The sequence below is a fragment of the Dellaglioa algida DSM 15638 genome (assembly GCF_001434695.1).
In the GTDB taxonomy this organism is placed as follows: Bacteria; Bacillota; Bacilli; order Lactobacillales; family Lactobacillaceae; genus Dellaglioa; species Dellaglioa algida.
The window spans coordinates 1-26,580 of record NZ_AZDI01000012.1; the positions used below are offsets into that span (position 1 = coordinate 1).

At 36.8% G+C, this 26,580-nt stretch carries 26 protein-coding genes and 1 tRNA gene; 22 read left to right on the forward strand and 5 right to left on the reverse strand.

Translation table 11 applies throughout. The features are described 5' to 3' along the window. Positions 1-86: 86 nt before the first annotated feature. Together FC66_RS07115 and helD are read right to left on the reverse strand one after the other, a co-directional pair. Positions 87-159 (reverse strand) — tRNA-Thr (locus FC66_RS07115). Between the two features lie 48 nt (positions 160-207). Next, the gene (gene helD / locus FC66_RS07120; RefSeq protein ID WP_057974697.1) at positions 208-2,451 is read right to left on the reverse strand and encodes an RNA polymerase recycling motor HelD; all 2,244 of its coding nucleotides are present in this window, start codon (positions 2,449-2,451) and stop codon (positions 208-210) included. 340 nt (positions 2,452-2,791) lie between these two features. Here helD and trpS point away from each other — a divergent pair, with 340 nt between their 5' ends. Continuing rightward, complete coding sequence (gene trpS, locus FC66_RS07125) at positions 2,792-3,808, forward strand: tryptophan--tRNA ligase (RefSeq protein ID WP_057974698.1); 1,017 nt, start codon at positions 2,792-2,794, stop codon at positions 3,806-3,808. Between the two features lie 45 nt (positions 3,809-3,853). Continuing rightward, a complete protein-coding gene (locus FC66_RS07130) occupies positions 3,854-4,771 on the forward strand; it encodes a Ppx/GppA family phosphatase (protein ID WP_057974699.1) in 918 nt (305 codons plus the stop codon). A gap of 27 nt (positions 4,772-4,798) precedes the next feature. Here the strand turns inward: FC66_RS07130 and FC66_RS07135 are convergent, their stop codons facing one another. From FC66_RS07135 to FC66_RS07145, 3 genes are all read right to left on the reverse strand, one after another. Beyond that, positions 4,799-5,551: an amino acid ABC transporter ATP-binding protein gene (locus tag FC66_RS07135; protein ID WP_057974700.1), complete on the reverse strand. Its 753-nt coding sequence runs from the start codon at positions 5,549-5,551 to the stop codon at positions 4,799-4,801. A gap of 12 nt (positions 5,552-5,563) precedes the next feature. Continuing rightward, a complete protein-coding gene (locus tag FC66_RS07140) occupies positions 5,564-6,265 on the reverse strand; it encodes an amino acid ABC transporter permease (RefSeq protein WP_057974701.1) in 702 nt (233 codons plus the stop codon). A gap of 78 nt (positions 6,266-6,343) precedes the next feature. Next, positions 6,344-7,129 carry a transporter substrate-binding domain-containing protein gene (locus tag FC66_RS07145; protein ID WP_057974702.1) on the reverse strand — a complete coding sequence of 262 codons (786 nt, stop codon included), beginning with the start codon at positions 7,127-7,129 and terminating at the stop codon, positions 6,344-6,346. Between the two features lie 118 nt (positions 7,130-7,247). On the opposite strand from FC66_RS07145, the gene FC66_RS07150 reads away from it, so the two are divergent. From FC66_RS07150 to FC66_RS07245, 20 genes are all read left to right on the forward strand, one after another. Next, positions 7,248-8,516: a hydroxymethylglutaryl-CoA reductase, degradative gene (locus FC66_RS07150; protein ID WP_057974703.1), complete on the forward strand. Its 1,269-nt coding sequence runs from the start codon at positions 7,248-7,250 to the stop codon at positions 8,514-8,516. Position 8,517: 1 nt separating this feature from the next. Next, positions 8,518-9,492 carry a hypothetical protein gene (locus tag FC66_RS07155; protein ID WP_057974704.1) on the forward strand — a complete coding sequence of 325 codons (975 nt, stop codon included), beginning with the start codon at positions 8,518-8,520 and terminating at the stop codon, positions 9,490-9,492. Beyond that, the gene (locus FC66_RS07160) at positions 9,492-9,971 is read left to right on the forward strand and encodes an NUDIX domain-containing protein (protein ID WP_057974705.1); all 480 of its coding nucleotides are present in this window, start codon (positions 9,492-9,494) and stop codon (positions 9,969-9,971) included. The genes FC66_RS07155 and FC66_RS07160 overlap by 1 nt, the downstream gene beginning before the upstream one ends. Positions 9,972-9,988: 17 nt before the next feature. Continuing rightward, positions 9,989-10,321, forward strand: coding sequence for a hypothetical protein (locus FC66_RS07165; RefSeq protein ID WP_057974706.1), 333 nt, complete (start codon positions 9,989-9,991; stop codon positions 10,319-10,321). 145 nt (positions 10,322-10,466) lie between these two features. Next, the gene (metG, locus tag FC66_RS07170) at positions 10,467-12,503 is read left to right on the forward strand and encodes a methionine--tRNA ligase (RefSeq protein WP_057974722.1); all 2,037 of its coding nucleotides are present in this window, start codon (positions 10,467-10,469) and stop codon (positions 12,501-12,503) included. Between the two features lie 77 nt (positions 12,504-12,580). After that, complete coding sequence (locus FC66_RS07175; protein ID WP_057974707.1) at positions 12,581-13,351, forward strand: TatD family hydrolase; 771 nt, start codon at positions 12,581-12,583, stop codon at positions 13,349-13,351. A gap of 1 nt (position 13,352) precedes the next feature. Next, complete coding sequence (rnmV, locus tag FC66_RS07180; RefSeq protein ID WP_057974708.1) at positions 13,353-13,922, forward strand: ribonuclease M5; 570 nt, start codon at positions 13,353-13,355, stop codon at positions 13,920-13,922. Then, positions 13,915-14,814 (forward strand): 16S rRNA (adenine(1518)-N(6)/adenine(1519)-N(6))-dimethyltransferase RsmA, encoded by a 900-nt coding sequence (gene rsmA / locus FC66_RS07185; RefSeq protein ID WP_057974709.1) that lies wholly within the window; start codon positions 13,915-13,917, stop codon positions 14,812-14,814. The genes rnmV and rsmA overlap by 8 nt, the downstream gene beginning before the upstream one ends. A gap of 92 nt (positions 14,815-14,906) precedes the next feature. After that, positions 14,907-15,143, forward strand: coding sequence for a Veg family protein (locus FC66_RS07190; RefSeq protein WP_057974710.1), 237 nt, complete (start codon positions 14,907-14,909; stop codon positions 15,141-15,143). A gap of 116 nt (positions 15,144-15,259) precedes the next feature. Further along, positions 15,260-16,597: a polysaccharide deacetylase family protein gene (locus FC66_RS07195; RefSeq protein WP_057974711.1), complete on the forward strand. Its 1,338-nt coding sequence runs from the start codon at positions 15,260-15,262 to the stop codon at positions 16,595-16,597. A 187-nt stretch (positions 16,598-16,784) separates the two neighbouring features. Then, entirely contained in the window at positions 16,785-17,639 is an 855-nt protein-coding gene (gene ispE, locus FC66_RS07200) for a 4-(cytidine 5'-diphospho)-2-C-methyl-D-erythritol kinase (RefSeq protein ID WP_057974712.1), read from the forward strand. Between the two features lie 69 nt (positions 17,640-17,708). After that, positions 17,709-18,257, forward strand: coding sequence for a cysteine hydrolase family protein (locus FC66_RS07205; protein ID WP_057974713.1), 549 nt, complete (start codon positions 17,709-17,711; stop codon positions 18,255-18,257). A 91-nt stretch (positions 18,258-18,348) separates the two neighbouring features. After that, positions 18,349-19,572 carry a chloride channel protein gene (locus FC66_RS07210; RefSeq protein WP_057974714.1) on the forward strand — a complete coding sequence of 408 codons (1,224 nt, stop codon included), beginning with the start codon at positions 18,349-18,351 and terminating at the stop codon, positions 19,570-19,572. Positions 19,573-19,586: 14 nt separating this feature from the next. Continuing rightward, positions 19,587-20,186 carry a TMEM175 family protein gene (locus FC66_RS07215; protein ID WP_083478991.1) on the forward strand — a complete coding sequence of 200 codons (600 nt, stop codon included), beginning with the start codon at positions 19,587-19,589 and terminating at the stop codon, positions 20,184-20,186. Between the two features lie 191 nt (positions 20,187-20,377). Further along, the gene (locus FC66_RS07220; RefSeq protein WP_057974716.1) at positions 20,378-21,340 is read left to right on the forward strand and encodes a metal ABC transporter substrate-binding protein; all 963 of its coding nucleotides are present in this window, start codon (positions 20,378-20,380) and stop codon (positions 21,338-21,340) included. A gap of 9 nt (positions 21,341-21,349) precedes the next feature. Further along, positions 21,350-22,042, forward strand: coding sequence for a metal ABC transporter ATP-binding protein (locus tag FC66_RS07225; protein ID WP_057974717.1), 693 nt, complete (start codon positions 21,350-21,352; stop codon positions 22,040-22,042). Further along, positions 22,003-22,830: a metal ABC transporter permease gene (locus FC66_RS07230; RefSeq protein ID WP_057974718.1), complete on the forward strand. Its 828-nt coding sequence runs from the start codon at positions 22,003-22,005 to the stop codon at positions 22,828-22,830. Before FC66_RS07225 ends, FC66_RS07230 begins: the two co-directional genes overlap by 40 nt. A 184-nt stretch (positions 22,831-23,014) precedes the next feature. Continuing rightward, complete coding sequence (gene purR / locus FC66_RS07235; RefSeq protein WP_057974719.1) at positions 23,015-23,845, forward strand: pur operon repressor; 831 nt, start codon at positions 23,015-23,017, stop codon at positions 23,843-23,845. 174 nt (positions 23,846-24,019) lie between these two features. Beyond that, a complete protein-coding gene (gene glmU / locus FC66_RS07240) occupies positions 24,020-25,411 on the forward strand; it encodes a bifunctional UDP-N-acetylglucosamine diphosphorylase/glucosamine-1-phosphate N-acetyltransferase GlmU (RefSeq protein ID WP_057974720.1) in 1,392 nt (463 codons plus the stop codon). A 90-nt stretch (positions 25,412-25,501) separates the two neighbouring features. Beyond that, positions 25,502-26,479 (forward strand): ribose-phosphate diphosphokinase, encoded by a 978-nt coding sequence (locus FC66_RS07245; RefSeq protein WP_057974721.1) that lies wholly within the window; start codon positions 25,502-25,504, stop codon positions 26,477-26,479. Positions 26,480-26,580: the final 101 nt, after the last annotated feature.

The window sequence follows — 26,580 nt, forward strand, 5'->3', positions numbered from 1 at the left end:
GCGAGGGTAGGACGTTGCCATGCTAATTAAAAAAGACATTAACTTAATTGTTAATGTCTTTTTTTGTGCGATCATTTATTATAAAAAGCCGCTTGCCGGATTTGAACCGGCGACCCCCACCTTACCATGGTGATGCTCTACCTGCTGAGCTAAAGCGGCATTACTATAAAATTCTATAGCAATACTAATAAAAAATCAATCTAAATATTAAACAATATGGACGGACGATCCAATTATAGAACCTTTCAGCAATGGTGATAATGCTTCGATTGAAAATATGGATAGTGAATGCATTGCTCGGGAACAAAGTGTATAGAGATTTCCAAGGTCATTTTGTGATACATAGTTTGTCTCTGAAATATCGAAGGCAACAACGGAATCAAACTCAAGTCCTTTAGCTAAATAAATGGGTAATATAATTGTAGTAGGCGGTATACTTCTATCACCGTCCGTGATTTTTGTAATATCTACCGACGCCCTGAGTTCATTATAAAGTATATTACACTCTGTTATATTTTTTGTAATAATTGTTAGCGGCTGACCGCTTTTATCTTTTTCGTTAATTAATGTTATCAAGGATGAAAGAGCCTGAGAACGATTTTTACTAAAGTATATTTTGGGTAATTCACCATGACGTGTGAATGATTCAATATTATTCCCGTCGGGCAGTAGTGATTTCGCAAAGTTAGTAATTTCAAACGTTGATCGATAACTTTTATTTAGAATAATTAAATTAGTTTTTTTGATTTTTAAAATCCGATTCAAATTTTCTAAAAATTTAGTTGGTAAAACTAAATCGTGGAACAGTGCTTGCTCACTATCGCCCAAAAGTGTTAGTTTGGCATTGGGGAAACAATTTTTTAAATATAAAAGTTGTAATGGAGAGTAGTCCTGTATTTCATCAATAAACAGGTGCTCAATATTTCTATTTTGACCGCTTCCTGACAATAGATCACGTAGTAATAATAATGGTGCAGCGTCTGACAATGCTATTTTGTGAAGTTCTAGGTTCAATTGGAATGTTATTTTAGATTCTGTTGAAATAGCAGATTCTAAAAAATTTGCATATTGCTCGTAGATATCTATAAAGTAGTTATTGTAGATAGCATCATAAACAATGTTAAAACGATCTTTCAATATGATTGTACCGATATATGAAATTTCGTCGTCTACATTATCGAATTCATCACGTTTATAGTCTATTAAATATGTTTCGTACTGGGAGTCAGACAGAGAATCAATTTCTTCTCGTATCGAATCTGATGTAGACATTTCGGTAATTCGATTTTTCAATCGTTTTGTTAATGCATTTTTTGTTGCAGTGAACTTATCTGCTGATAACATATTTTGTGGCAAACGTGTGTATATCTGGGTGATTTCTTCTTTTTTGAAGAATGGTGTCCCTTCGTATATGATATCGGTGAAAGATAAATCCGTGGATTCTAGTGTATTTAAGTAATGTTCAATTGTTTCTTTGAATTGTTCGTTACCTTTTATATCGGATAAATGGCGATCGTTATTTGATTCATAGTCTTCAAATAATGTCTCCACCTTTAATCCCTGAAATCGATTAGAAAAAAATTCTGCCAAAGTGACTTGGCGCATATTTTTTTCGCCTAAACTTGGCAGAACATCAGAAATATAATGACTGAAGAGTAGGTTTGGTGAGAATAAGATGATTTGGTCAGCATTTAGCGACGTTCTTGAATGATAAAGTAAAAATGCAATGCGTTGCAGAATGGCCGACGTTTTACCACTACCGGCGACCCCTTGTACGACTAGCAGGTCGCTTGTCGTATCACGAATAATTGTATTCTGTTCTTGCTGGATTGTTGAAACGATATTTTTCATTTGTGCATCGCTTTGTTCGCCTAGGACCTGCTGCAATAATTCATCACCAATTGTTTCGTTGGTATCAAACATCGATAGGATTTTGCCTTCCTTAATTTGAAATTGGCGTTTTTTTGATAATTCAGTCATTTGCTTTCCTTGTGGCGTTTCGTATGAAACATGGCCTAGTGCACCATTATAATAAATACTTGAGATGGGCGCTCGCCAATCGTGAATCAGAAAGTTTTGGTGATCATCTACTAGAGACGCTAGACCAATATAAAGTTGTTCTTGGTCTGGATCACCATCATCTTGGATATCAATGCGGCCAAAATAAGGTGAGTCGCCTAACTGTTCTAAAGTGTGGACTTGTCTTTCTAAAATTTCTTCGGTCTGAATTGTTGTTGCAACTAATTGCTTTTGTTGTTGGACTTCAGCATTCGTTTCAATTCGATCATCAATTTCAAAAGTATTGATTTTTGCGTTATCTACATAGTTTTTTTCAACTGATGATGTTTCTTTATGCGCTTTTTCATACAGTTCAGCTGTTTTAATTGATTTTTCATTAATTTCTTTAACAACTGAGTCCACTCGTTCTTGTTCAATTTCTTCTTCCGACATATTAATGGCCCCCTTGTACTATTGACCTAGTTTAAAGGTTTTTGAAATTTTCGTCTAGTATTTAATATTATTTGATTTTTTGTGTGGAACACGCTACACTTACACTAATAGATAATTCATTGATTATTGCGAAGTAGGAATGCTAACCACAACAGGGACATACTGATTTTATTGAAAGGTATGATGGCAGGCCGAATTGGATATATGAGAATTTTGGGTAACCTCCTTATCGGTAAGTGGCAGGATTCGTTCTGCAATTTAGGTGGTACCACGAGACAGTCGTCCTATTGTTATTTACTAACAATAGGACTTTTTTTATAGATAGAAAGGGAGCGTAATTATGACAAAAAAAGTAATTTTAACGGGAGATCGTCCCACAGGTAAACTACATATTGGGCATTACATTGGTTCATTGAAGAATCGCGTTGCAATGCAAAATTCAGGTGATTATGAGACATTCATTATGATTGCCGATCAACAAGCTTTGACAGATAATGCACGTGATCCAGAAAAAATCAAAAATAGTTTAATTCAAGTTGCTTTGGATTATTTGGCAGTTGGAATTGATCCAAGTAAAACAACTATTTTTGTACAATCTCAAATTCCTGCATTAACGGAACTAACAAGCTATTTCTTAAACCTGGTAACTGTTTCTCGTTTGGAACGAAATCCTACTGTTAAAGCTGAAATTCAGCAAAAGAATTTTGAACGTAGCATTCCTGCTGGCTTTTTCGTTTACCCAGTTAGCCAAGCTGCTGATATTACGGCGTTTAAGGCAACAGTTGTTCCTGTCGGTGATGATCAGGAACCAATGATTGAACAAACACGCGAGATTGTTAGAAGCTTTAATACAATTTATCAAAAAGATATTCTTGTTGAACCGGAAGGCGTTTTTCCACCAAAGGGTCAAGGTCGTTTACCTGGACTAGATGGTAACGCAAAAATGAGTAAGTCATTAGGTAACGGTATTTTTCTTGCGGATGACGCTGAGACATTGAAGAAGAAAGTTATGTCGATGTATACTGACCCGGATCACATTCATATTGAAGATCCTGGTAAAGTTGAAGGTAACATGGTATTTACTTATCTTGATATCTTTGATAAAGATACTGAAAAAGTTGCAGAGCTTAAGGCTCAATATCAAGCTGGCGGTTTAGGCGATGTTAAAATTAAACGTTACTTAAACGATGTGCTTGAAGCTGAGTTGGCACCAATTCGTGACCGACGTGCTGAGCTGGCTAAGGATCCTGAAGCCATTTATGCGATGCTAAAAGCCGGTAGCGACAAGGCAAATATTGTTGCTAACAAAACCTTGAACGAAGTTAGAGATGCGATTGGGATTAATTATTTTAACTAGTTCTGTTGTGAACCGTTTCTTTGATTTAGTATGAGGTGAGTAATAATGGAAAAGTTTGTTTTATTGGATTTGGGTTCAAATTCAGTCCGATTATCAATTAATGAGCAACTCGATAATGGGCAATTTAAAGAAATCAAACGATTAAAGTCAGAAACACGATTATCTGAAGGGATGGGGAAATCCCGCGTTTTGCAGGAACATGCAATGGCTAGGACGATTGAAGCACTAGTGAGTTTTAAAAAACAGTACGACGTTTATGGCCCAGTTGCCGTGCACGGCATTGCAACTGCTGCAGTTCGAATGGCGCGAAATCAAAAAGAGTTTTTACGTCGTATTAAAGAGGCTGTCGGTGCTGATATTGAAGTTTTGAGTGGCGATGATGAAGCTTATTACGACTATATGGGCGTTATGGAAGCTTTGCCAATTCGTGATTGCTTAATTTTAGATACGGGTGGTGCAAGTAGCGAACTCATCCATGTTGTTGATCGAAAAGTAGCCCATCTCGTGAGTCTTCCGTTTGGAGCGGTGACTTTATCTGAAAAATATTTAAAAAATGATCAGATTACGGGTAAAGAATTGTTTCAACTAATGGAATATTTAGTAACTGCCTTTCAAAAGTTAGAATGGTTAAAAGAGGCAATTGAGCTACCACTTGTTTTACTTGGTGGGTCGAATCGAATTATTGGACGTCTTAATCGGAAAAAACAAAAATTAGTGAATACGGAAGCAATTAATGGCTATCAATTGTCGCGTAAAGCCGTTTCATTAACCTTTGAAGAATTAGTAGGGCTGACAACTAAAAAGCGTGCACAAGTTAGTGGGATAGCTTCTAATCGTGCAGATATTATCGTAGGTGGTATTGCGCCCGTTGTGGCCTTAGGTCAGTATTTGAATTCCGTAGGGGTCATTTTCTCTGAAAGTGGCGTTCGTGAAGGCTATTTAACAACTAAATTAGGCAAATAAAAAGACATCGTTTAATACGATGTCTTTTTATTTGGGTAAAATATCTTCAAATGTCATTGCCGACAAGAATTTTTGAATACGTTCTGTGGGATGATTGAAAAATTCATCCGGTGAACCGTTAAATAAAATATTGCCTTCTTCTAAAAAGATAATATTGCTAGCAACAGCTTTTGCGAAGGCCATATTATGCGTCACAATCACCATCGAATTCTTTTCGACGTCTAATTTAAGTAACACTTTTAAGACCTCAGCCTCTAACTCTGGATCCAGCGCGGAAGTCGGTTCGTCAAATAATAAGTATTTAGGATTCATTGCCATTGCACGGGCAATAGCGACACGTTGTTGCTGCCCACCGGATAACTGGTTTGGATAATAATTAGCACGATCTGAAAGACCGACTAGTTCCAAAAGTTCTTCAGCGCGTTGTGCAGCAATTAATTTTTGTTCTTTTAAAACGTGCAAGGGACCTTCCATAACGTTCTTTAAAACGGTTAAATGTGGAAATAAATTATAATCTTGAAAAACCATGCCGGTTTGTCGACGAACTTCTAAAATAGTTTTTTCACTGATTGGTTGAGCGAAATCGATTACTTTATCATCTAATGAATAGAGACCTTCTTCAGGTTGTTCTAACAGATTAAATGACCGTAACAATGTCGATTTACCTGACCCAGAAGGTCCAACAATCACGGTTGTCTCATGTTCTGGTAATTCAAATGATAATGATTTTAATGCTTTGTGTTGATCAAAATATTTATTAACATTTTCAAATTTAATCATGATTCAGACCCCCTAGGTATTCTTGATGTAACGCGATGTTCTTTTTTCTAGGTAGTATTGCCCAACGTTTAAAATTGAGCAGAATACCAGGTAAACGACTGCAACTTCACAGTATAGGACCATAGGTTCATAAGTCCGGGCCGCGATTTGTTGACCAACGGAGAACATTTCAACAATCGTAATTGAGAAAGCTAGTGAGGTATCTTTAATTAAGCCAATAAAACTATTTGATAAAGGTGGCAACGAGACGCGAGCTGCTTGTGGTAAAATAACGCGGAATAATACGGTTGTATGGGTCATACCAATCGCGTAACCGGCCTCCCATTGCCCCTTTGAAATTGATAAAATAGCGGCACGAATTGTTTCGGACGCATATGCACCTACATTTAATGAGAAAACAATTACGGCAGCGCTGAATGCACCAAATTCAACCGTATAAGGAGCCGGCAATCTAGGTAATCCATAAAACAGAATAAACATTTGAACAATTAGAGGTGTTCCCCTGAAAAGCCAGACGTAAAAAGAAAAGAAGGCCTTGCCAATTATTTTTAATAAACGCGTGAAAGTACTCCCTTTTTTAACGTTTGAAATGCGAACTAATGCTGTAATCACGGCGATAATTATCCCGATAATAAATGAGATAACCGATAATGGAATAGTGTAACGCAACCCAGCTTCTAAAATGGCCGGGAGTGAATCCATAACAAGTTTCATGAACGATGAACCTCTCTTAATCTAGTTTAATAAAAAAAGACCGATAACAAAATGGATTTTGCACCAGTCTTCTTTAACTTATTTGTTTGTAATATCGCTACCAAAGTATTTTTTTGATAATTTTGATAATGATCCGTCGGCGCGTAATTCTTTAAGCGCTGCATCTAGTTTCTCTTGTAATTTAGAATTGTCTTTTTGAATCAAGCCGGCAACTTTAAGTGACGTGATTTCAGAACCCGTTGAAATTGTTTTGATGTTTGTGTCAGGTTTTTCTTTTAGGTATGAGTAAACAGCGTCATTACTGTTGATAGTACCATCAGCGCGGCCATCCAAAATTAAGCTAATTGTGTTTGAAAAATCGTCGGTTGATACGACATCAGCACCGAGGCGTTTAGCATCAGCACCATTTTCACTTGTAACGGTTTGTGCCATTTTTTTACCTTTGATATCTTTAATTGTTTTAATCGATGTGTTATCTTTTTTAACAACTAAAATCGATTTTGAATAGATGTAAGGTGATGTGAAATTGTATTTAGCTTGACGTTCTTTTGTCACACCGACATTGTTCAAGACAACATCATATTTGTTGGCATCTAATCCAGCAACTAGAGAATCCCATTTTGATTCTACAAATTTGGGTTTTAAATCCATCTTTTTAGCTAATTGTTGTCCAAGTTCAACTTCAAATCCCGTTAATTTATTATCGCTATCATGGTAGCTGTAAGGGCGGTAAGTCCCTTCAAGACCAATTGTTAAGGTATCTTTTGTTTGTGTTAAATCGGATGATGACTCTTTAGATTTGCCGCAGGCCGTTAGAGCAAGAGCAATCAATAACACACTGGCAAGACTTAATATTTTTTTCATTTTAGTACGCCCCTTTTTTTAAAAGTAATATATTATCTTTCTATAATAGCGTAAAATGAGCTAAGAAACCATTCATTTTTCTTACTAAAAGTAAAAAACAATAAAAAGGACTAACAAAATGACAAAATTAATAAAATTTTATCAAAAAAAGTGGCAAGACCGGCTTAATATCTTATTGAATGATGGTCTTATTTCGGATGAAGCAAGAAAAGAGATAGAGAAAAGTTCACCTAATCACGAGTTAAATAATCAAATGACAGAAAATTATATAGCGGATTTTACGCTACCAGAAGGTGTTGCCTTTCATTATTTAGTTGATGGTAAAGAGGTGACGGTTCCAATGGTGACTGAAGAACCTTCTGTGATTGCCGCAAGTAATAACGGTGCAAAAATAATTGCATCCGCCGGTGGCTTTACGACGAAAATTGACTCTCGATTAATGATTGGTCAAGTGATTTTGGAAAATGTCGAAGAGGCGGACAAGACGATTAAACAAATTGATGCGCAAAAAGCGTATTTAATTGAAGTAGCTAATGCGGCCCGTCCCTCACTTGTAAAACGTGGTGGTGGCGCACGCTGGGTACGTGCTAGAAAACTAGCAGATGATTTACTTTCTATTGATCTAGCAATTGATGTTCAAGCGGCAATGGGCGCAAACAGTGTTAATACGATGATGGAAGTGGTTGGTGATGTTCTGAGGAGAGAATTGAATCAAGATGTTTTGATGAGTATTTTATCTAATTATGCAACCGAGTCATTAGTCGAATCGAGTTGTTCAGTGCCAATTTTTCTACTCGACGCTGTACATATGGACGGGCAAGAACTAGCCAAAAAAATTGTTTCTGCCAGTCGAGTAGCACAACTTGACCCTTATCGAGCCGTCACACATAATAAAGGAATCATGAACGGTATTGATGCGGCGTTAATTGGATCTGGGAATGATTGGCGTGCGATTGAGGCAGGTGTTCATGCCTACGCTAGTCGAGATGGTCAGTACCGGGGCTTGACTAACTGGACGATAATTGGCGATAATCTAGTTGGGACAATTAAAGTGCCTATGCCTGTTGGAGTTGTTGGTGGCTCAATTGATATTGTACCAATGGTCCAAATCAATAAAAAAATGATGGGTATTGGCTCAGCTAAGGAGCTAGCTGGTGTAATCGCCAGCGTTGGCCTAGCACAAAATTTTGCAGCACTTAAAGCATTGGTTTCTGATGGAATTCAAAAGGGACATATGGGCCTTCAATTAAAATCGTTAGCGGTTAAAGTTGGCGCTATGAATGAAGAAGTGGGACAATTAACTGAGTTATTAAAACATGAAATACGACCGGATACTGCAATTGCAACGCAAAAATTAAAAGATTTAAGACGAAAAGGGGAACGTTAAGATGGCTGAAATTATATTACAACAAAACACGCAAAACTTAATTGCCGAAATTAAAAAACAATTTGATGGGGAAATCAAAATTCAATGTGGTGGAGAAAAAGTTGGATTCATTAGACATCAGCAAGTTGAATCACGGTTAGAAGATGGTAATTTTATTATCAATGTGACTGACATTACGGCACCAGATTATTTAATTTCACATGAGTTGTTTCATTTTTTCTTACAACTTAACCAAGCGCCTGAATTAATGTTAAAGATGACAACGGATGATTTTGATATTGATGATAAAATTAATGCCACGGCTATCCAACTATATGACACGATTTTACATGCAACAATTTTTAGATTACAGGAAGAAAATGGATTTATCGATGATAACGTCAGATCACTATTCTACCAAGGCGTTTTAGCAACAGTAACAGCTGAGCCTAAAGAAGGTAGTGGTCCAGACGAATGGGGAATGTATCGTTTAATCACGCTATTAGATGCCCTAGTTTTCTTCCAAAATGAAGATGCGGAACAAATTACTGAGAAATTTTTAGAATTTTATCCTATCTCTGCAAACGCGGCGCTCAAATTGTTGGAAATATTAACGGCAAACAGCTTGCGTGCACCGTTTGAAGCTCGACGTGCGGCAGTTGCATTATTCAAGGCATTTGATGCACAACTTGAAGCATGGAAATTACCAAAAATGTACCTAAATACATTTGCAACTTTGACACCCGTTTTTAGCGAACGTCAATTAAAATTAGAAGTCCGTCAATTATTTGATATTATGCATTCTGAGTTTAAAAGTAACGTTAACTTTGCATCTGCATACATTGGAATTCAAAAAAATGATAAACAAAATGCATTTGTTATCACGGTCCCTAAAAATGCAGATTCAAAAGAAGTTATCATCCACACCTATGATATGACAGTGCTAGAACTGATGAACACGATTGATATGCGCTTTTTAATTAGACCTGCTGAATAATGGTAGAGTTAGCAAAATATAATTTAGCCGTTATTACGGCTGGGGATGAGCTTTTATTGCTGAACCGCTTTAAGAAGCCGTATGTTGGTCTTTGGAATGGGATTGGTGGTAAACGTAAGGCGACAGAATCTGAATTGGCAGGGATGATTCGTGAATTAGCTGAAGAAACGGGTATACAGGTTTCGGAAGCTCAATGCAGTCCAACCGGATATCTTGAGTGGTCAGTGGATAATAATTATCAAGCTACGATAGCACTGTTTCATGTAGATTTAGCGAAGTCGTTCGGAACGCAATATCCACAAAGAATGCGTGAAGGAATTCTGGCTAATTTTCCAACTGCATGGGCTTTAGATGAACAGAACGTTGGACTAACGCCTGACCTGATTCCTGTGTTACCTTATATATTAAAGAATGAGGCACATCGATATGTGACGAATTTCAGAGGCTCACAATTAATCAAATTTGAAATTAAATTATAGTGAAGGATTGTTGCAAAATGCTTGAACATAGCGAAATATTTACTCGGTTAAGTAGTCTTAAGACACGGTTGCAATGGTTAACTTACTTTCAACGGTTCTTCGACTTCATCCTTTTCTACTTTGGTGGTGTCAGTTTTTTTGGTGGAAATCCAATCATGTTATTTGGCACATTATTTACAAAAGGCGAAGGATTGTTATTAACCCTAATGGTCGCAGCAATTACGTTTAGTATTACGGCGCTAAAACGGGATCCAAGACGAGTGGGGCGCATTTTGATTACCATTTTAGATGGGCAACTGTCTGAAAAAGAAATTATGATTATTCGCCAATTTCAAAAATATGCCCGATAAATTTAAAAGAGATGGTCTGTGAAACTCGCGGATTGTCTCTTTTTATTGTTTAAAATCGGTAAAAAACTATGCTATACTGTTAAGGAGTTTATACAGAACGAATGACAAAATACAGATGAAACACGATACGGAAAGGGTCTTAAAAATGACAGAAAAACCCACATTTTATTTAACCACACCAATTTATTATCCATCAGGTAAATTACATATTGGTAATTCATATACAACAATTGCATGTGACGTGCTAGCGCGTTATAAACGCCAAAAAGGCTATGATGTTTTCTTCTTAACGGGAACAGATGAACATGGCTTGAAAATCGAACAAAAAGCTGAAGAATTGGGAACAACACCGCAAGCTTATGTCGATGGTATGGCTAGTGATATCAAAGAATTATGGAAAACACTTGAAATTACAAATGATAAATTTATTCGAACGACGGATGACCAACATGAAAAAGCAGTACAATATATTTTCGATAAATTACTCGAACAAGGTGATATTTATTTAGGGGAATATGAAGGTTGGTATTCTATTTCTGATGAAGAATTCTTTACAGAATCACAATTAGCCGAAGTTTTCCGTGATGATGCTGGCAAAATGATTGGCGGTAAAGCACCAAGTGGCCACGAAGTTTCATTAGTTAAGGAAGAATCATATTTTTTTAAAATGAGTAAATATGCGGATCGTTTATTGAGTTATTACGATGCACATCCCGACTTTATTCAACCAGAATCACGTAAAAATGAAATGGTAAATAACTTCATCAAACCTGGTTTGGAAGATCTTGCGGTTTCTAGAACGACCTTTAATTGGGGAGTTAAAGTGAAAAGTAATCCAAAACATGTTGTTTACGTTTGGATTGATGCTCTGGCAAACTATATTACGGCGCTTGGTTACGGCTCTGATGATACCGAGTTATTTGATAAATTCTGGCCCGCAAATGTCCAAATGGTTGGTAAAGAAATCGTGCGTTTCCATACGATTTATTGGCCAATTATTTTGATGGCACTTGATTTGCCTTTACCAAAACAAATTTTTGGTCATGGTTGGTTGTTGATGAAAGACGGAAAAATGTCTAAATCAAAGGGGAATGTTATCTACCCAGAAATGTTAGTTGAACGTTACGGATTAGATGCCCTCCGTTATTACTTAATGCGCGCTGTACCATTTGGTAATGATGGCGTCTTCACACCAGAAGATTTCGTTTCGCGAGTAAACTTTGATTTAGCGAATGATTTAGGTAACCTATTGAATAGAACTGTTGCTATGATTAATAAGTATGACGGTGGAAAAATTCCAACGTTAAATGGTAATGTGACTGAATTTGATGGCGACTTAGGTCAAACGGCTGAAGACGTTATTACAGAATACACAGAATTAATGGATAAAATGCAATTCTCAGATGGCTTAAATGCAATCTGGAAATTGGTTGCTAGAACAAATAAATATATTGATGAAACACAACCATGGGTCCTTGCTAAAGATGAAGCGCGTAAAGCTGAGTTGGATAGCGTGATGGTTCATTTGGCTGCTAGTCTACGTGTGATTGCTGTTTTAATTCAACCAGTAATGACGCATGCGCCTAAAGAAATATTCAACCAGTTAGGTTTAGATGAAGCTGACATGGCAATTGAAGGGTTAAACTACTCTGACTTCCCAGCAAATAAAGTTGTTATTGAAAAAGGAACACCTATTTTCCCACGTTTAGATGTAGAGGAAGAAGTTGCCTACATTAAAGATCAAATGACAGTTTCTGATAAGAAAAAGGGGCGTAAAGCAATGGCAGTTAATCATACGGACGAAGATTCTACAGATTGGAACCCAGAAGATGTTGAGTTGAATTTAACATTACCTCAAACGACATTTGACCAATTTGAACCAAATGAATTAAAAGTTGCTGAGATTATCCAAGTTGAAAAAGTTCAAAATGCTGACAAATTATTGAAATTCAGATTAGATGCCGGTGATCCTGATCATCGTCAAATTTTATCTGGTGTGGCAGAGTTCTATCCTGAACCAGAAGACTTATTAGGTAAAAAAGTTGTGATTGTTGCAAACTTGAAACCACGTAAGATGAAGGGCGAAATTAGCCAAGGGATGATTCTTTCTGCTGAATACGATGGTAAATTAAAATTAATTACCGTTGATGAAGATATTAAAAATGGTGCAATTGTTGGCTAAATAAAAGTGAGGACTAGAAACAAAACTTGGTTTTGCTCTAGTCCTTCTTCATTTTTGCCGATCAAAGGAGGTATCCTATGGAAATATTCGATACGCATACACATATTAATTCTGATGAATTCAAAACCGAAATTCCTGAAGTTATTGAACGTGCAAAAGCGTTTGATGTCACTAAGATGGCCATCGTTGGTTTTGATCAACCCAGTATTTTAAAATCGTTAGCGTTGGCCAAAGATTATCCGAACTTGTATTCTATAATTGGTTGGCATCCAGAAGAAGCAAAAACGTATACACCAGAAACTGAAAAAGTTTTGATAGAACAACTACAGACGCCAAAAGTTGTGGCAATGGGTGAGATGGGTCTTGATTATCATTGGGATACATCCCCAGTAGAAACCCAGAAAAAAGTTTTTAAACGTCAAATTGAAATTGCTAAAAGTTTAAACTTACCGATTTCAATTCATAATCGAGATTCTTTTGAGGATGTTTACACCATTTTAAAGGAAGCTGATATCCGAGATATCGGCGGTATTATGCACAGTTTTAATGGTGACGCAAAATGGGCGGATAAATTCTTAGACTTAGGGATGCATTTATCCTATAGTGGCATTGTGACCTATAATAGTGCCAAAGAGGTTCATGAAGCAGTTAAAGTAACACCGATTGATCGAATTTTAATCGAAACAGATGCGCCATATTTAACGCCTGAACCTTATCGAGGTCAACGTAACGAACCCGGTTACACGAGATATGTCTTAGAGGCAATCGCAAAAATTCGAGAAAGTTCAAGTATCGATATGGCATCGGCAACATTTAAAAATGCCGAAAAACTATTTAGGATAGGTTAATATGCAAAAAATTAGAGAAGTGATTGTAGTTGAAGGTCGCGATGATACCAAACGGATCCATTTAGCTGTCAATGCGGATACGATTGAGACTCGCGGATCGGCAATTAGCGACGAAACATTAGATCAAATTGAATTGTTACAAGAGACTCGTGGGGTCATCGTATTTACAGACCCAGATTTTTCTGGAGAAAAAATTCGTAAAACAATTTCGGCACGAGTACCTAGCGTACAACATGCTTTTTTAAAGAAAAGTGAAGCTGTCCCAGATCATAAAGGTAGTCTAGGTGTGGAGCATGCCTCGGTTGAAGCTATTCGTGAGGCGTTAGAGCATCTTTATACGGAAATGCCAGATGGTGAGATTTTAATCAGCTTGGAAGATTTACAAACGGCAGGTTTAATTGCCGGTCCGGATGCTAAGAGTAAACGTGAAAAATTGGGTGAATACCTAAAAATTGGTTATACAAATGGGAAACAATTATATAACCGACTAAAATTATTTCAAATTACGCCGGAAGAATTTGCAGATGCATTGAAAGAAATTAACGAGACAACGGAGGAAACACATGGCTAACAATGACGTGCCAGATATTGCTTCACCAATTAGAACCAAAGCGATTATGGAAACTTATGGCTTAACTTTTAAAAAGAGTTTGGGTCAAAATTTCTTAACGGATAAAAATGTCTTAATGAATATCGTGGATGCTGGGGATATTACAGCTGAAGATGATGTTATTGAAATCGGACCCGGAATTGGGTCTTTAACAGAACAATTAGCGAGACGTGCTCATAAGGTTTTGGCCATTGAAATTGATCAAAATTTGATTCCAGTTCTTGGCGAAACATTAAGTCCTTATGACAATGTTGATATTGTGGAACAAGATATTTTAAAAGCTAACTTACCTGCATTGGTGGAAGAACATTTTGATGGTCAACATCCATTAAAATTAGTCGCTAATTTACCTTACTACATCACAACGCCAATTATTATGCATTTATTAGAAACGGCGGTTAAGTTGGATACCATCGTTGTCATGATGCAAAAAGAAGTTGCAGAACGAATTGCGGCTGACCCGGGAAGCCGGACATACGGCTCACTCACGGTTGCCGTTCAATACGAAATGGATGCGGAAGTGGCATTTGTTGTGCCAAGAACTGTATTCATTCCACAACCCAATGTTGATTCAGCAATTATTGTGTTGAATCAAAAAGAAGGGGACGTTGAACGTCCAATTAGTGAAATGGTCTTCTTTAAATTAGTTAAGGGAAGTTTTGCTCATCGTCGTAAAAGTTTGTGGAACAATTTGCAATCAATCTATGGTAAGACACCTGAAATTCGTGAGGCATTACAAGAAGCCTTAGATGCGTCAGAGATTTCTGCTCAAATTCGAGCTGAAAAGCTCAGTATTCATGAGTTTATCGTCTTGTCTAATAATCTTATTAAAGTCGAAGAGAAATTTAATTAACTTCTTATTGAACTACTAACGTCCGGTGTGGTATAATTGCAAATCTTGTGAAACTATGTTATGATGTTTCACATAAGAAGGTGAAGCCCATCATGCCAGAAACTTTAGCAAGCATCAAGGAAAAGCTAGATGCCCAAGTCGGAAAGAACTTAACGGTAGTCGCTCAAGCCGGTAGAAAGAAAACTACAGAACGTAAAGGGATTTTACGTGAAACATTCCCAGCAATTTTTGTAGTTGATTTAAACCAAGATGAGAATTCATTTGAACGTGTCTCATACAGTTATACTGATGTTTTAACAAAAAATATTGAAATTGATTTTGAAGATTAACATAAACGGTTAAGTTTTATAAAATCTATCATTGATGATAGATTTTTTTTTGCGAAAGACTATCAGAGACCTGATAGTCAAAAAGATAATAAATTTAGAAAAAGGGATTAGGGTAGATGAATAAAAATTTTGGGAAAATCATTGGAGTAGTTGTTCTTGTACTGGTATTAATTGGGGGTTCGACAGGACTCTATTTAAAAACAGAGGCTAACAAACACGCGAGTCAATTAGAGGCAAGTAAAGAAAGTATTTTAAATGCCGCCGCTGATCGTACCAAGCCTTCTAAACAGAAGGTAAATGGAATTCTTGTGTACAACTATCTACCAAAGAACATTATGGTTCCACAGAATGCAGTAAAAATGGCCAAAAGTGAGAAGACTAATTCATTTGTAGTCGTAACTGCTACGAAAAATTCACAGCATGGGGATGCTGTGAATTACAAAATAACGGCACAGTCTTATCAAAAAGACGACTACTCTTATAAAAAATCAGGCTCCGCAAAAATGGATAACCAGTTAGTGAATGCTAAAACGAATCAGCCTTTAGCGCTTAGCGAGTTGCTTAACAAAAAAGGTAATTTATCTGATTTATCTTTACAACTACAAAATGAAATCTTAAAACAACATAAAAATTTGAATATTACTAAAGTATTGCGATTAACTGAGGCTAAGAAGCTAGCTAAAATTAAATTTAACTACTCAAACGACTCTTTACAAGTGACTTTCCCAGATAATGAGTTAAATGTTTCAACCGTATCTTTAACTGGTAAAGAGCTTATTCACGTAATAGATCCCGTATTTTACTCGGATAAACTTAAAACTCAAGTTGTTCCTGAATCAAAAAATAAAAAACTTGTAGCGATTACTTTTGATGATGGCCCTGATCCCGCTAATACGCCTAAAATCTTAAAAACGTTGGCTAAAAATAAGGTAAATGCCACATTTTTCATGGTGGGTTATCGAGTAAAAGAAAATCCACAAATCGCGAAACAAGTTTTAGCTGCCGGTAATGAAATTGGCAGTCATACTTATAATCATGCTGACTTGGTGACTTTAAAAGATGATAAAGTCCAAAGTGAAGTTGAAAGTACATCTGCTGAAATTTATAAAGCAACCGGTATGTTGCCACAAATAGTCCGTCCACCATATGGAGCTGTTAATAAGGCTGTTGCTGCTAAAATGAATATGCCTGTTATTCAATGGGCTATTGATTCAAGAGATTGGGAAACAAAAAATAGTGCTAGAACTGTCTCAACTATTACCCAATCGACTTACCCAGGAACAATTATATTGACGCATGATAGTCAACCAACAACCGTTGTTGCACTTGATTCAATCATCAAAAATTTAAAAGCCAAAGGGTACGAATTTACAACGATTAGTAAAATGTTTGGTGATAGTTTACACGCAAATTATCAATATTTTGGTGAAGATGACGAACGTATTATTAAATAAAACGGTGTAGCGTCTTGACGTACTTGGTAAAATAACGCTGCTTAAATTAATAGAATACGAGTAGGTTCCTTGTCATTTTTTTTGATGAAGAACCTATTTTTTTATAATAGATGAACTGGGACTTTTATTTTTAGAAATTATTAGTATAATTAGAGGTAATTAAGGCATACTGGGATTAGGTGAAAATATGGAGATTCGTGAAAAAGCCCCAGCCAAAATCAACTTAAGTTTAGACACGCCATTCCATCATCAAGATGGTGAACAGGAGTGGCGGATGGTCATGACATCAGTTGATTTGGCAGACTACTTACATATCAAATCGCTAGAAGATCGAACGGACATTACAGTGGAAACTGATAGTGGCTTTTTACCGTGCGATCACCGAAACTTGGCCTACCAAGCGGCAAAAATTTTACAAGATAAGTTTCATATCAACAAAGGGGCTCAAATACATATTAAAAAACAGATACCGGTGGCAGCTGGATTAGGTGGCGGATCATCAGATGCGGCTGCAGTTCTACGTGCGCTAAACAAATTATGGGAACTTAAGTTATCGTTAGCTGAATTAGCTAAAATTGGGTTGAAAATTGATTCTGACGTCCCCTATTGTGTCTACAGTAGAACAGCTCATGTAACCGGTCGCGGTGAAAAAATCGCCATTTTAAAAGAATTACCGCCTGTTTGGTTAGTGGTTGCGAAACCGAAAATTAGTGTTTCAACGCCAACAATTATTAGACAAATCGATTACACACATTTGGTCCACCCGAATGTGAATGCTATCGTGAACGCCATTGAGGATGACGATGTGGATGCGTTGATTGATAATCTAGGGAATGCGCTCGAACCAATTACGGCTGAACGTTATCCCGAAATTACGCGATTAAAAAAGAAAATGATAAAATTCGGTGCAGATGCTGCAGAAATGAGTGGATCTGGTCCAACCGTCTTCGCAATTTGTCGGAAAAAAAGCCGGGCGCAACATGTTTATAATAGTTTAAAAGGTTTTTGTGAAGAGGTTTATCTGGTCAGGCCCTTAAGTTGATTTAATTGCGATAGTTGACTGATTTTGGTATGTTGTAGGCATTAAATATGACTGAAATGAGGGATACCGATGGAAGCCTTAATTGAAATTGATTATACAAATGATTTTGTCGCAACAAACGGAGCGTTAACGGCAGGGAAACCCGCACAAGCTATTGAGCCGCGACTCATGGAATTAATGACTGAGTTTGAGCAAAAGGGTGATTATATTGTGTTGGCCACAGATATACACGATGAAAATGACCCTTTTCATCCGGAAACAAAATTGTTTCCACCACATAATATTGCCGGTACAAAGGGTCGAGAATTCTATGGACAATTAGCCCCTTGGTATCAGGCTCACAAAAATGAGTCAACGGTCTATATGATGGATAAAACAAGATATAGTGCTTTTGCAGGAACTGATTTAGATTTAAAATTACGGGCGCGTTCAATTGATACAGTGCATTTAATGGGCGTCTGCACAGATATTTGTGTGTTGCATACAGCGGTCGATGCGTATAACTTGGGCTACAAGATTGTCATTCACGAAAAAGCGATGGCAAGTTTTAATCAAGTTGGCCACGAATGGGCACTGACTCATTTTAAAGACTCATTGGGCGCGGAAATTCAAGATTAAGATAAATAAAAGGTGACTGGATACTCATTCGGTTACCTTTTTTTGGTAATAAGGGTACATAAAAAATGTCTAAGTTAAAGGAGTATAAAGAATGAAATTCGATTCAATATTTATTTTTATGAGTAGTTTACTGGGTATTTTTGTTGGGATGGTAGCGTCATTATTTTTAGTTATACTAAATATATTTATCAATTTTATCTGGGTAACCGTTCCGGGTAATTTAGAATGGTCTTATTATCCCTTAATCGTCGGTTTGATAGGCGGTTTATTAGTGGGGCTGTTCCAAAAATATCTTGGTGATTATCCAAAAACGATGCATCAAACTTTACAAGAATTTAAAGACACAGGGTCAGTGCGATATAAAAAAAGAGTTGGGAAGAACATCTTAGCGGCGTGGATTGTCTTAGCGTTTGGGGCCAGTCTTGGGCCAGAAGCCGCACTTTCAAGTATTCTGGGCGGTTTAATTAGTTGGGTTGGTGACAAGATGAAGTTGACCCTTAAAAGAAGAGAAGAATTTTTGAATTTGGGGATTGGCACAATGATGGCAACTATTTTTCATGCCCCTTTACTTGGTATGGGTGAGGCATTGGAGAAAGATGCTGTAACTAAACAATCGGCCAAGAAAAATTGGCCTAAAATTCTTTTATATGGTTGGACGACCTTGCTTGGAATATTAGGATTTACCAGTATTAATCGACTATTTCCAAAAGAAGCGTTATTTGGATTACGTTTTGCTAAAGTGAATTGGCAACCAGAAGTATTATGGCTAATTGTACCAGCACTGATTATAGGTGTTATTTTTGGCATTTTATTTTTAAAATTAGAAGAAATAAGCGAGAAAATTGCTAAAAAAATAACGAATAAACTAATAGCGGCCGTTTTAGCAGGAGCCCTGATTGGGGTAGCAGGAATGATCTCACCATATTTACTTTTTTCGGGAGAACATCAATTATTGAGCTTTTCAGGTAGTGCCGCTAAAGAGTCCGTATTATTTTTAGTCCTTTTAGCGTTAGGTAAGTCGCTATTAACAAATATTTGTTTTGCTTTCGGATGGCGAGGTGGGAAGATATTCCCAGCTATCTTCGCAAGCGTTGCAATAGGATTCGCTATTATTACTATCTTTAACTACACGCCGGGATTAATAATCGGAATCGTTGTTGCTGCAAGTGTAACAATCATCTTGAACCAACCGATTGTTACGGGTGCACTTTTATTATTCCTTTTCCCATTACAATTTTTCCCAGCAATCGCAGTAGCTTGTTATCTTTCTGGAAAAATTAGGAGTAAGTTAGCCGAAATAAAAATGATTGTTTAAAGTAAACATATGGGGTGAAAATTATCAATAAAAGCAGATTAGAAGCGTTTAGCGATGGGGTTATCGCAATAATAATAACTATTATGGTTTTGCAAATAAATGTACCTACGCATGACAGTTGGAGCGCTATACTAGCGCCTAATTTTTTAATTACATTTGGATCGTATATTCTTAGTTTCATGTTTGTGGCAAGTTTTTGGGTAAGTCACCATATGATTTTGGCGCCGGTGAAGACGGTTAGTAAGAAATTATTGTGGGTTAATTTACTTTTATTATTACCAATGAGTGTACTGCCAACCGTTACGACATGGCATAATGATTTTGTGAATTCCGTGGCGCCAAGCGTTTGTTACATCGCGATATACACATTTTGCGTATTAGGATTATTTGTTTTATCAAAAGGCGCAATGAAACATGTAGATAAAAGTCATATTAAGATGATGGAAAGTGTCGCAAAAATAAGATTTTGGATGGTTATGTTTGGGCTAGTTTCAACAATCGGAACATTCTTTATCCCCCAAATAGCCTCCATCTCAGTAATGTTAATTCTAGTGGGATACCATACGTCTGTATTCATTTTAAATAAGAAAAAGTGGCATGGATTAATATTGTAAACGATTACTATGCCATTTTGACAGTATTCCTTCAAACGAATACTGTCAAAAATACTTATTAAACCTTGATTAAACGGTGATTAAGACGAATAAAAAGTTGACGCGGCCTCATTTAAAATGATATTCTAGTAATTGTCGGTAATAGTATTCATTACTATTTAGATTACGATTTGAAAAATGAGGGAGAAATCATGCATAAAAAATCGGTTTTAGTTGGCTTATTGCTGGCGTTATTCGTTGTCGTATTGGCCGGGTGTGGGCAAACGGCAACCAATAAAGGATCTAATAAGTTACAGGTTGTCACGACATTTTACCCAATTTATGAATTTACTAAAGCAGTTGCTGGTTCTGATGCGGATGTAACAATGTTGATGCCTGCTGGTACAGAACCTCATGATTATGAACCTAGTGCTAAGGACATTGGTAAAATTTCACAAGCAAATGTCTTTATCTATAGTAGTAATAACATGGAAACGTGGGTCGGAAGTTTGAAATCAAGTATTGATGAAGGACAGACCAAAATTTTAAATGCCAGTCATTCGATTAAGATGATTGACGAGAATGACGAATTGAAAAGTGAAGAGGCCGAATTGGCCGATAAAGAAGAAACGACTTCTTTTGAATCAACCGATAATTATGATCCGCATATCTGGTTAGATCCTGAAAACGCAAAAGAAATGGTTACAAATATTTCCAAAGAACTTATACAACAAGATCCTAAACATAAGCAGGATTACGTTAAACGCACGAACGCTTATTTGAAAAAATTAACGACGTTAAATACTGAGTATGAAACGACATTAAAAAATGCTAAAAATAAAACGTTCGTGACGCAACATGCGGCATTTGCTTATCTAGCAAAACAATACGGATTGACGCAGGTCGCAATTGCGGGGATTTCTTCTGATGGGGAACCTAGTCCAAATCGCTTGGCAGAATTACAAACCTATATTAAAAAGTATCATGTCGACACTATTTTTACGGAAGCAAATGATTCAAGTAAAATTGCGAACATGTTGGCAAGGGAAACTAATATTAAAGTTAAAGGGTTGAACCCAATTGAAGGCTTGTCAAAAGCTCAAATTGAAGGTGGCGAAACATACCTTTCAGTGATGCAAGACAATTTGAAATCGTTAAAAACGGTTGTTAAATAAGGAGAATAGATGAAATATATTGAAGTTAAAGATCTCACTTTTTATTACGATGAAGAACCCGTTTTACAAGATATTAATTTTCACATTGATTCAGGCGAATTTGTTATTTTAACTGGTGAAAATGGCGCTGCTAAATCAACTTTAATCAGAAACGTTCTGGGATTATTGCATCCTGCTAAGGGGACTGCTGAAATTTCTAAAATTAATTTAGAAGATAAAAAATTACGCGTGGGTTATATTCCACAGGAAATTTCATCATTTAATGCGGGTTTCCCATCAACGGTCTATGAATTGGTAGCGTCAGGTCGTTATCAACAAAATCGTTGGTTAAGAAGATTAAATAAAAAAGATCATGATCATATTAAAAAGGCACTTGAAACAGTGAATATGTGGAGTTTTAGGAATCATAAAATTGGTGAGTTATCTGGTGGGCAAAAACAACGCGTGTGTTTAGCACGAATTTTTGCGGCAGACCCTGATTTGTTCATTTTGGATGAACCCACAACAGGGATGGATGAAAAATCTCGTCATGATTTTTATGAATTATTACAACACGAAGCACATACGCACCATAAAGGTATTTTGATGATTACTCATGATCATGAAGATGTGTCTGAGTATATTGATCGCCATATTAAATTAGTTAGAAAGGAGGACTCACAATGGAGATGTTTCTCTATGGATTCATGCAACGAGCTTTAATTGCCTCACTCTTAATGGCTGTCATTACCCCATTATTAGGCTTATTCTTAGTTTTAAGAAGACAATCGCTGTTAGCCGATACATTGTCGCATGTTTCATTAGCCGGGGTTGCATTGGGCTTATTCGTCAATATTAACCCAACCATCACCACGTTAATTGTTGTTTTGATTGCGTCAGTCTTAATCGAATTCTTGAGTAACTTGTATCGGACTTATTCAGAAGTTTCAATCGCCATTATGATGTCCGCCGGTCTATCGATTGCTTTGGTCTTAATGAGTTTAAATCAGGGCGCAAGTTCGATGAGTGTTCAACAATACCTGTTTGGATCAATCGTGACAATTAGTACAGCCCAAGTGATTATCCTAGCGATTTTGACAGTCTTAATCGTTGTCCTTTTCTTATTATTCAAAAAACCAATGTATGTATTAACTTTTGATGAAGAAACGGCTTTTGCCGAGGGTTTACCTGTTAGATGGATGTCAATTGTTTTTAACGCAGTTACGGGTGTGACAATCGCTATTATGATGCCAATTGCAGGCGCTTTGCTCGTGTCGGCCATTATGATTCTACCGGCTGCCATCGCGATGCGCTTAGGTCGCAGTTTTAATATGGTTATTTTAGTTGGTGTGGTTGTTGGTGTCATCGGGATGGTTGGTGGCTTAATGTCGTCATACCAATTCAATACGCCACCCGGCGCAACGATTACATTATTGTTTATTGCCATTTTTATTATCTGCAGCTTGATTAAAGTCGTCTCAGTTAGACGCCAAGTGAACAAACAGAAGTAAAACCGAATATTAACAATCAACAAGCTATTTTTTAAAATAGCTTGTTTTTTTATTAAAAAATTATTAAAAAGCGAACGTTAATAAAATTAATTTGGGTTTTAACTGTTAATCTTCGGTAAAACGGGTTATAATAAAAAACACGCTCGAATACTAGAGATTTTTGAAAAGGAAAGGCCTGATATAAATGAAGACAAGAAGAAGTGACCGATTAATTGATATGACTCGTTACCTGTTAGAAAGACCACACACGTTAGTTTCTTTAACTTATTTCTCAAAACGTTATGAATCAGCTAAATCATCAATTAGTGAGGATTTAGCAATTGTAAAACGTACGGTTAGAGAACGCGGAACAGGAACATTGGAAACAATTCCCGGCGCTGCTGGTGGTGCACGTTTTATCCCTTCAATTGATGAAGCGGAAGCCCGGGAATTTATTGAAACAATGACCGAAGAATTATCAGAAAAAGATCGCTTATTACCAGGTGGTTATGTATACCTATCTGATTTACTTGGCCGTCCTGATGTTTTACGCCAAGTTGGACGCCTTATCGCAACGGAATACTTAGATCAAAAAATTGATGCCGTTATGACTGTTGCAACTAAAGGGGTACCAATTGCACAAAGTGTATCCACATTCTTGAACGTGCCCTTTGTCATTGTTCGTCGTGATTCAAAAATCACTGAGGGTTCAACGGTGAGCGTAAATTATGTATCCGGATCTAGCGAACGCATCGAAAAAATGGAATTATCAAAACGTAGTTTAAAACGCGGCGCTAACGTGTTAATCGTTGATGATTTCATGAAGGGTGGCGGAACGGTTAACGGAATGAAGAGCTTAATCGAAGAATTCGAAGCTAACTTAGTTGGTATTTCTGTTTTCGCCGAAGGAGCCTTCAGCGGTGACCGGATTGTTGATGACTACAGTTCGTTATTAAAAGTTGATGAAATTAATCATACAGATAAAACAATTCATGTTAGTGAAGGAAATTACTTATCAAAAACGTTTAAAAAATAAATTTATAACAGATCTTAACGATGACATTGGAGTCAGTCTGTTAAGGTCTTTTTTTGTGTTGAAAGCCAGGATTAATAGCCACTTTTAATGCCGAACGGTCTTGAACAAATCTTGCAACACATGCGTGACTAAGCTATTATAAAAGAAGAATATTAATTTGGAGGAGACTATCTAATGACAGTTGCTAAGTATGCGATTATCCTTGCTGCCGGTAAGGGTACGAGAATGAAATCGAAGCTATATAAAGTATTGCATCCGATTGCTGGCCGCCCAATGGTCGACCATGTTTTAACAGAAATTGAAGCAAATAATATGGATGAAGTTGTAACAATTGTGGGGCATGGTGCCGAAAAAGTTGAAGAAACTTTAGGAGACCGTTCAGAATATGCCCTTCAAGCAGAACAATTAGGAACGGGTCATGCTGTCCTTCAAGCAGAAAAAATCTTAAAAGACAAAGAAGGTATGACCATTATTGCTAATGGTGATACACCACTTTTAACGGCTAAAACATTCGGCGAATTGTTCGAATATCATAAAGAAAAAGGTGCTGCAGCAACAGTTTTAACAGCACAAGCTGAAGATCCAACTGGTTACGGGCGTATTATTCGTAACGAAATAGGCATTGTTGAAAAAATCGTTGAACAAAAAGATGCCACAATCCAAGAAGCTAACGTTCAGGAAATTAATACAGGCGTTTATTGTTTTGATAATAAAACGTTATTTGCCGCTTTACATGAAGTGACAAACGATAATGCTCAAGGCGAATATTACCTAACTGACGTTATGGAGATCCTTAAAAAACAAGGCAAGATTGTCGCAGCTTACCGCATGAAGGATTTCTCAGAATCAATGGGCGTTAATGATCGTGTTGCATTATCTGCTGCAACTAAAGTTATGCAACGTCGTATTAATGAAATGCATATGCGCAATGGTGTGACATTAGTTGATCCTGATAACACGTATATTGAATGTGATGTCAAAATTGGATCAGATACAGTTATTGAACCTGGTGTTTACTTAAAAGGTAAAACCGTGATTGGCGAAGATTGTTATATCGGTGCACATTCAGAAATTATTGATAGTATCGTTCATGATAATGTAACGGTTACGGCATCATACCTTGAAGATTCTGTCATGGAAACACAAAGTAATATTGGGCCATACAGTCATTTACGTCCTCAAGCACATATTGGCGAAGCCGCACATATTGGTAACTTTGTGGAAATTAAAAATGCTTCGATCGGTAAGAGTACAAAAGTGGGGCACTTAACTTATGTTGGGGATGCAACTTTAGGTAAAGATATTAATGTTGGATGTGGCGTTGTTTTTGTTAATTATGATGGGGTTAATAAACATCATACAAATGTTGGCGACCATTCATTCATCGGGAGCGGTTCTAACTTAGTTGCCCCACTCGAAGTTGGTGATCACGCATTTATCGCTGCCGGATCAACAATTACGGATAATGTTGATTCACACGACTTGGGTATTGCCCGTGGCCGTCAAGTGAATAAAAAAGGTTATTTTGATAAATTACCTGTTGCGGATGCACCAGAAATTAATTAGTAAGCGAATTCTTATCGGATTTTAACTTGCAATTTACTTGATTACTATTTAAAATTTTAAGTAGGGAAAATTAAATAAATGGAGGCACATATGTCAGAACATTATTTTGATCCAAAGTTGAAAATTTTTGCTTTGAACTCGAATAAACCATTGGCTGAAAAAATTGCTGATGCGGTTGGTGTTAAATTAGGTAAAACCTCTGTCGATCGCTTTAGCGATGGCGAAATCAGAATTAATATCGAAGAAAGTATCCGTGGTGATCACGTATATATTGTTCAATCAACGTCTGATCCAGTTAATGATAATATTATGGAATTATTAATTATGATTGATGCTTTGCGTCGCGCAAGTGCTAAATCAATTAATGTCGTTATTCCTTATTATGGTTACGCTCGCCAAGATCGTAAAGCGCGTTCACGTGAACCAATTACAGCAAAATTAGTTGCTGACATGTTAGAAAAAGCTGGTGCAACAAGAATTTTAGCGCTCGATTTACATGCTGCTCAAATTCAAGGATTCTTTGATATTCCAGTTGACCATTTAATGGGTGCACCTTTACTTGCTGATTACTTCTTAACTGAAGGATTAGACAAAGATTCTGTTGTTGTTTCACCTGATCATGGTGGTGTAACACGTGCCCGTAAATTGGCAGAATTTTTGAAGGCACCAATTGCAATTATCGATAAACGTCGTCCTAAAGCCAATGTTGCTGAAGTTATGAACATCATTGGAACTGTTGAAGGCAAACGTTGTATTTTAATCGATGATATGGTTGATACGGCGGGTACAATTACACTTGCTGCTCAAGCCTTGATGGACGCAGGTGCAACTGAAGTGTACGCAAGTGCAACTCATCCTGTTCTATCGGGTCCAGCTGTTGAAAGAATTGCAAAATCACCAATTAAGCAATTCATTGTAACGGATTCAATTCAGTTACCTGAAGATAAAAAGATTGATAAATTAGTTCAAATTTCAGTGGGTCAATTAATTGGGGATGCAATCACGAGAATTCATGAAAACAAACCAGTTAGTCCATTATTTAAAAACCGTTTCCACAACGAAAAATAGATTTTAGTAAGTTAGATGACGTCAGTTGTCTAACTTTTTTTGTATCTAAATTGAATGAACACAAAAAAACCGTCAGTCTGGGAGGACTGACGGAAAAAGGA

Excerpts from the sequence above, each read along its gene's own strand:
- FC66_RS07160 (WP_057974705.1), top strand. The coding sequence starts at position 9,492 with ATGGTAGAGTTAGCAAAATATAATTTAGCCGTTATTACGGCTGGGGAT.
- FC66_RS07245 (WP_057974721.1), top strand. The coding sequence starts at position 25,502 with ATGTCAGAACATTATTTTGATCCAAAGTTGAAAATTTTTGCTTTGAAC.
- FC66_RS07140 (WP_057974701.1), bottom strand. The coding sequence starts at position 6,265 with ATGAAACTTGTTATGGATTCACTCCCGGCCATTTTAGAAGCTGGGTTG.
- FC66_RS07135 (WP_057974700.1), bottom strand. The coding sequence starts at position 5,551 with ATGATTAAATTTGAAAATGTTAATAAATATTTTGATCAACACAAAGCA.
- FC66_RS07225 (WP_057974717.1), top strand. The coding sequence starts at position 21,350 with ATGAAATATATTGAAGTTAAAGATCTCACTTTTTATTACGATGAAGAA.
- metG (WP_057974722.1), top strand. The coding sequence starts at position 10,467 with ATGACAGAAAAACCCACATTTTATTTAACCACACCAATTTATTATCCA.
- FC66_RS07175 (WP_057974707.1), top strand. The coding sequence starts at position 12,581 with ATGGAAATATTCGATACGCATACACATATTAATTCTGATGAATTCAAA.
- FC66_RS07230 (WP_057974718.1), top strand. The coding sequence starts at position 22,003 with ATGGAGATGTTTCTCTATGGATTCATGCAACGAGCTTTAATTGCCTCA.
- FC66_RS07220 (WP_057974716.1), top strand. The coding sequence starts at position 20,378 with ATGCATAAAAAATCGGTTTTAGTTGGCTTATTGCTGGCGTTATTCGTT.
- helD (WP_057974697.1), bottom strand. The coding sequence starts at position 2,451 with ATGTCGGAAGAAGAAATTGAACAAGAACGAGTGGACTCAGTTGTTAAA.
- FC66_RS07155 (WP_057974704.1), top strand. The coding sequence starts at position 8,518 with ATGGCTGAAATTATATTACAACAAAACACGCAAAACTTAATTGCCGAA.
- FC66_RS07205 (WP_057974713.1), top strand. The coding sequence starts at position 17,709 with ATGGAAGCCTTAATTGAAATTGATTATACAAATGATTTTGTCGCAACA.
- FC66_RS07195 (WP_057974711.1), top strand. The coding sequence starts at position 15,260 with ATGAATAAAAATTTTGGGAAAATCATTGGAGTAGTTGTTCTTGTACTG.
- FC66_RS07150 (WP_057974703.1), top strand. The coding sequence starts at position 7,248 with ATGACAAAATTAATAAAATTTTATCAAAAAAAGTGGCAAGACCGGCTT.
- rnmV (WP_057974708.1), top strand. The coding sequence starts at position 13,353 with ATGCAAAAAATTAGAGAAGTGATTGTAGTTGAAGGTCGCGATGATACC.
- purR (WP_057974719.1), top strand. The coding sequence starts at position 23,015 with ATGAAGACAAGAAGAAGTGACCGATTAATTGATATGACTCGTTACCTG.
- glmU (WP_057974720.1), top strand. The coding sequence starts at position 24,020 with ATGACAGTTGCTAAGTATGCGATTATCCTTGCTGCCGGTAAGGGTACG.
- trpS (WP_057974698.1), top strand. The coding sequence starts at position 2,792 with ATGACAAAAAAAGTAATTTTAACGGGAGATCGTCCCACAGGTAAACTA.
- FC66_RS07145 (WP_057974702.1), bottom strand. The coding sequence starts at position 7,129 with ATGAAAAAAATATTAAGTCTTGCCAGTGTGTTATTGATTGCTCTTGCT.
- FC66_RS07190 (WP_057974710.1), top strand. The coding sequence starts at position 14,907 with ATGCCAGAAACTTTAGCAAGCATCAAGGAAAAGCTAGATGCCCAAGTC.
- FC66_RS07165 (WP_057974706.1), top strand. The coding sequence starts at position 9,989 with ATGCTTGAACATAGCGAAATATTTACTCGGTTAAGTAGTCTTAAGACA.
- FC66_RS07210 (WP_057974714.1), top strand. The coding sequence starts at position 18,349 with ATGAAATTCGATTCAATATTTATTTTTATGAGTAGTTTACTGGGTATT.
- ispE (WP_057974712.1), top strand. The coding sequence starts at position 16,785 with ATGGAGATTCGTGAAAAAGCCCCAGCCAAAATCAACTTAAGTTTAGAC.
- rsmA (WP_057974709.1), top strand. The coding sequence starts at position 13,915 with ATGGCTAACAATGACGTGCCAGATATTGCTTCACCAATTAGAACCAAA.
- FC66_RS07130 (WP_057974699.1), top strand. The coding sequence starts at position 3,854 with ATGGAAAAGTTTGTTTTATTGGATTTGGGTTCAAATTCAGTCCGATTA.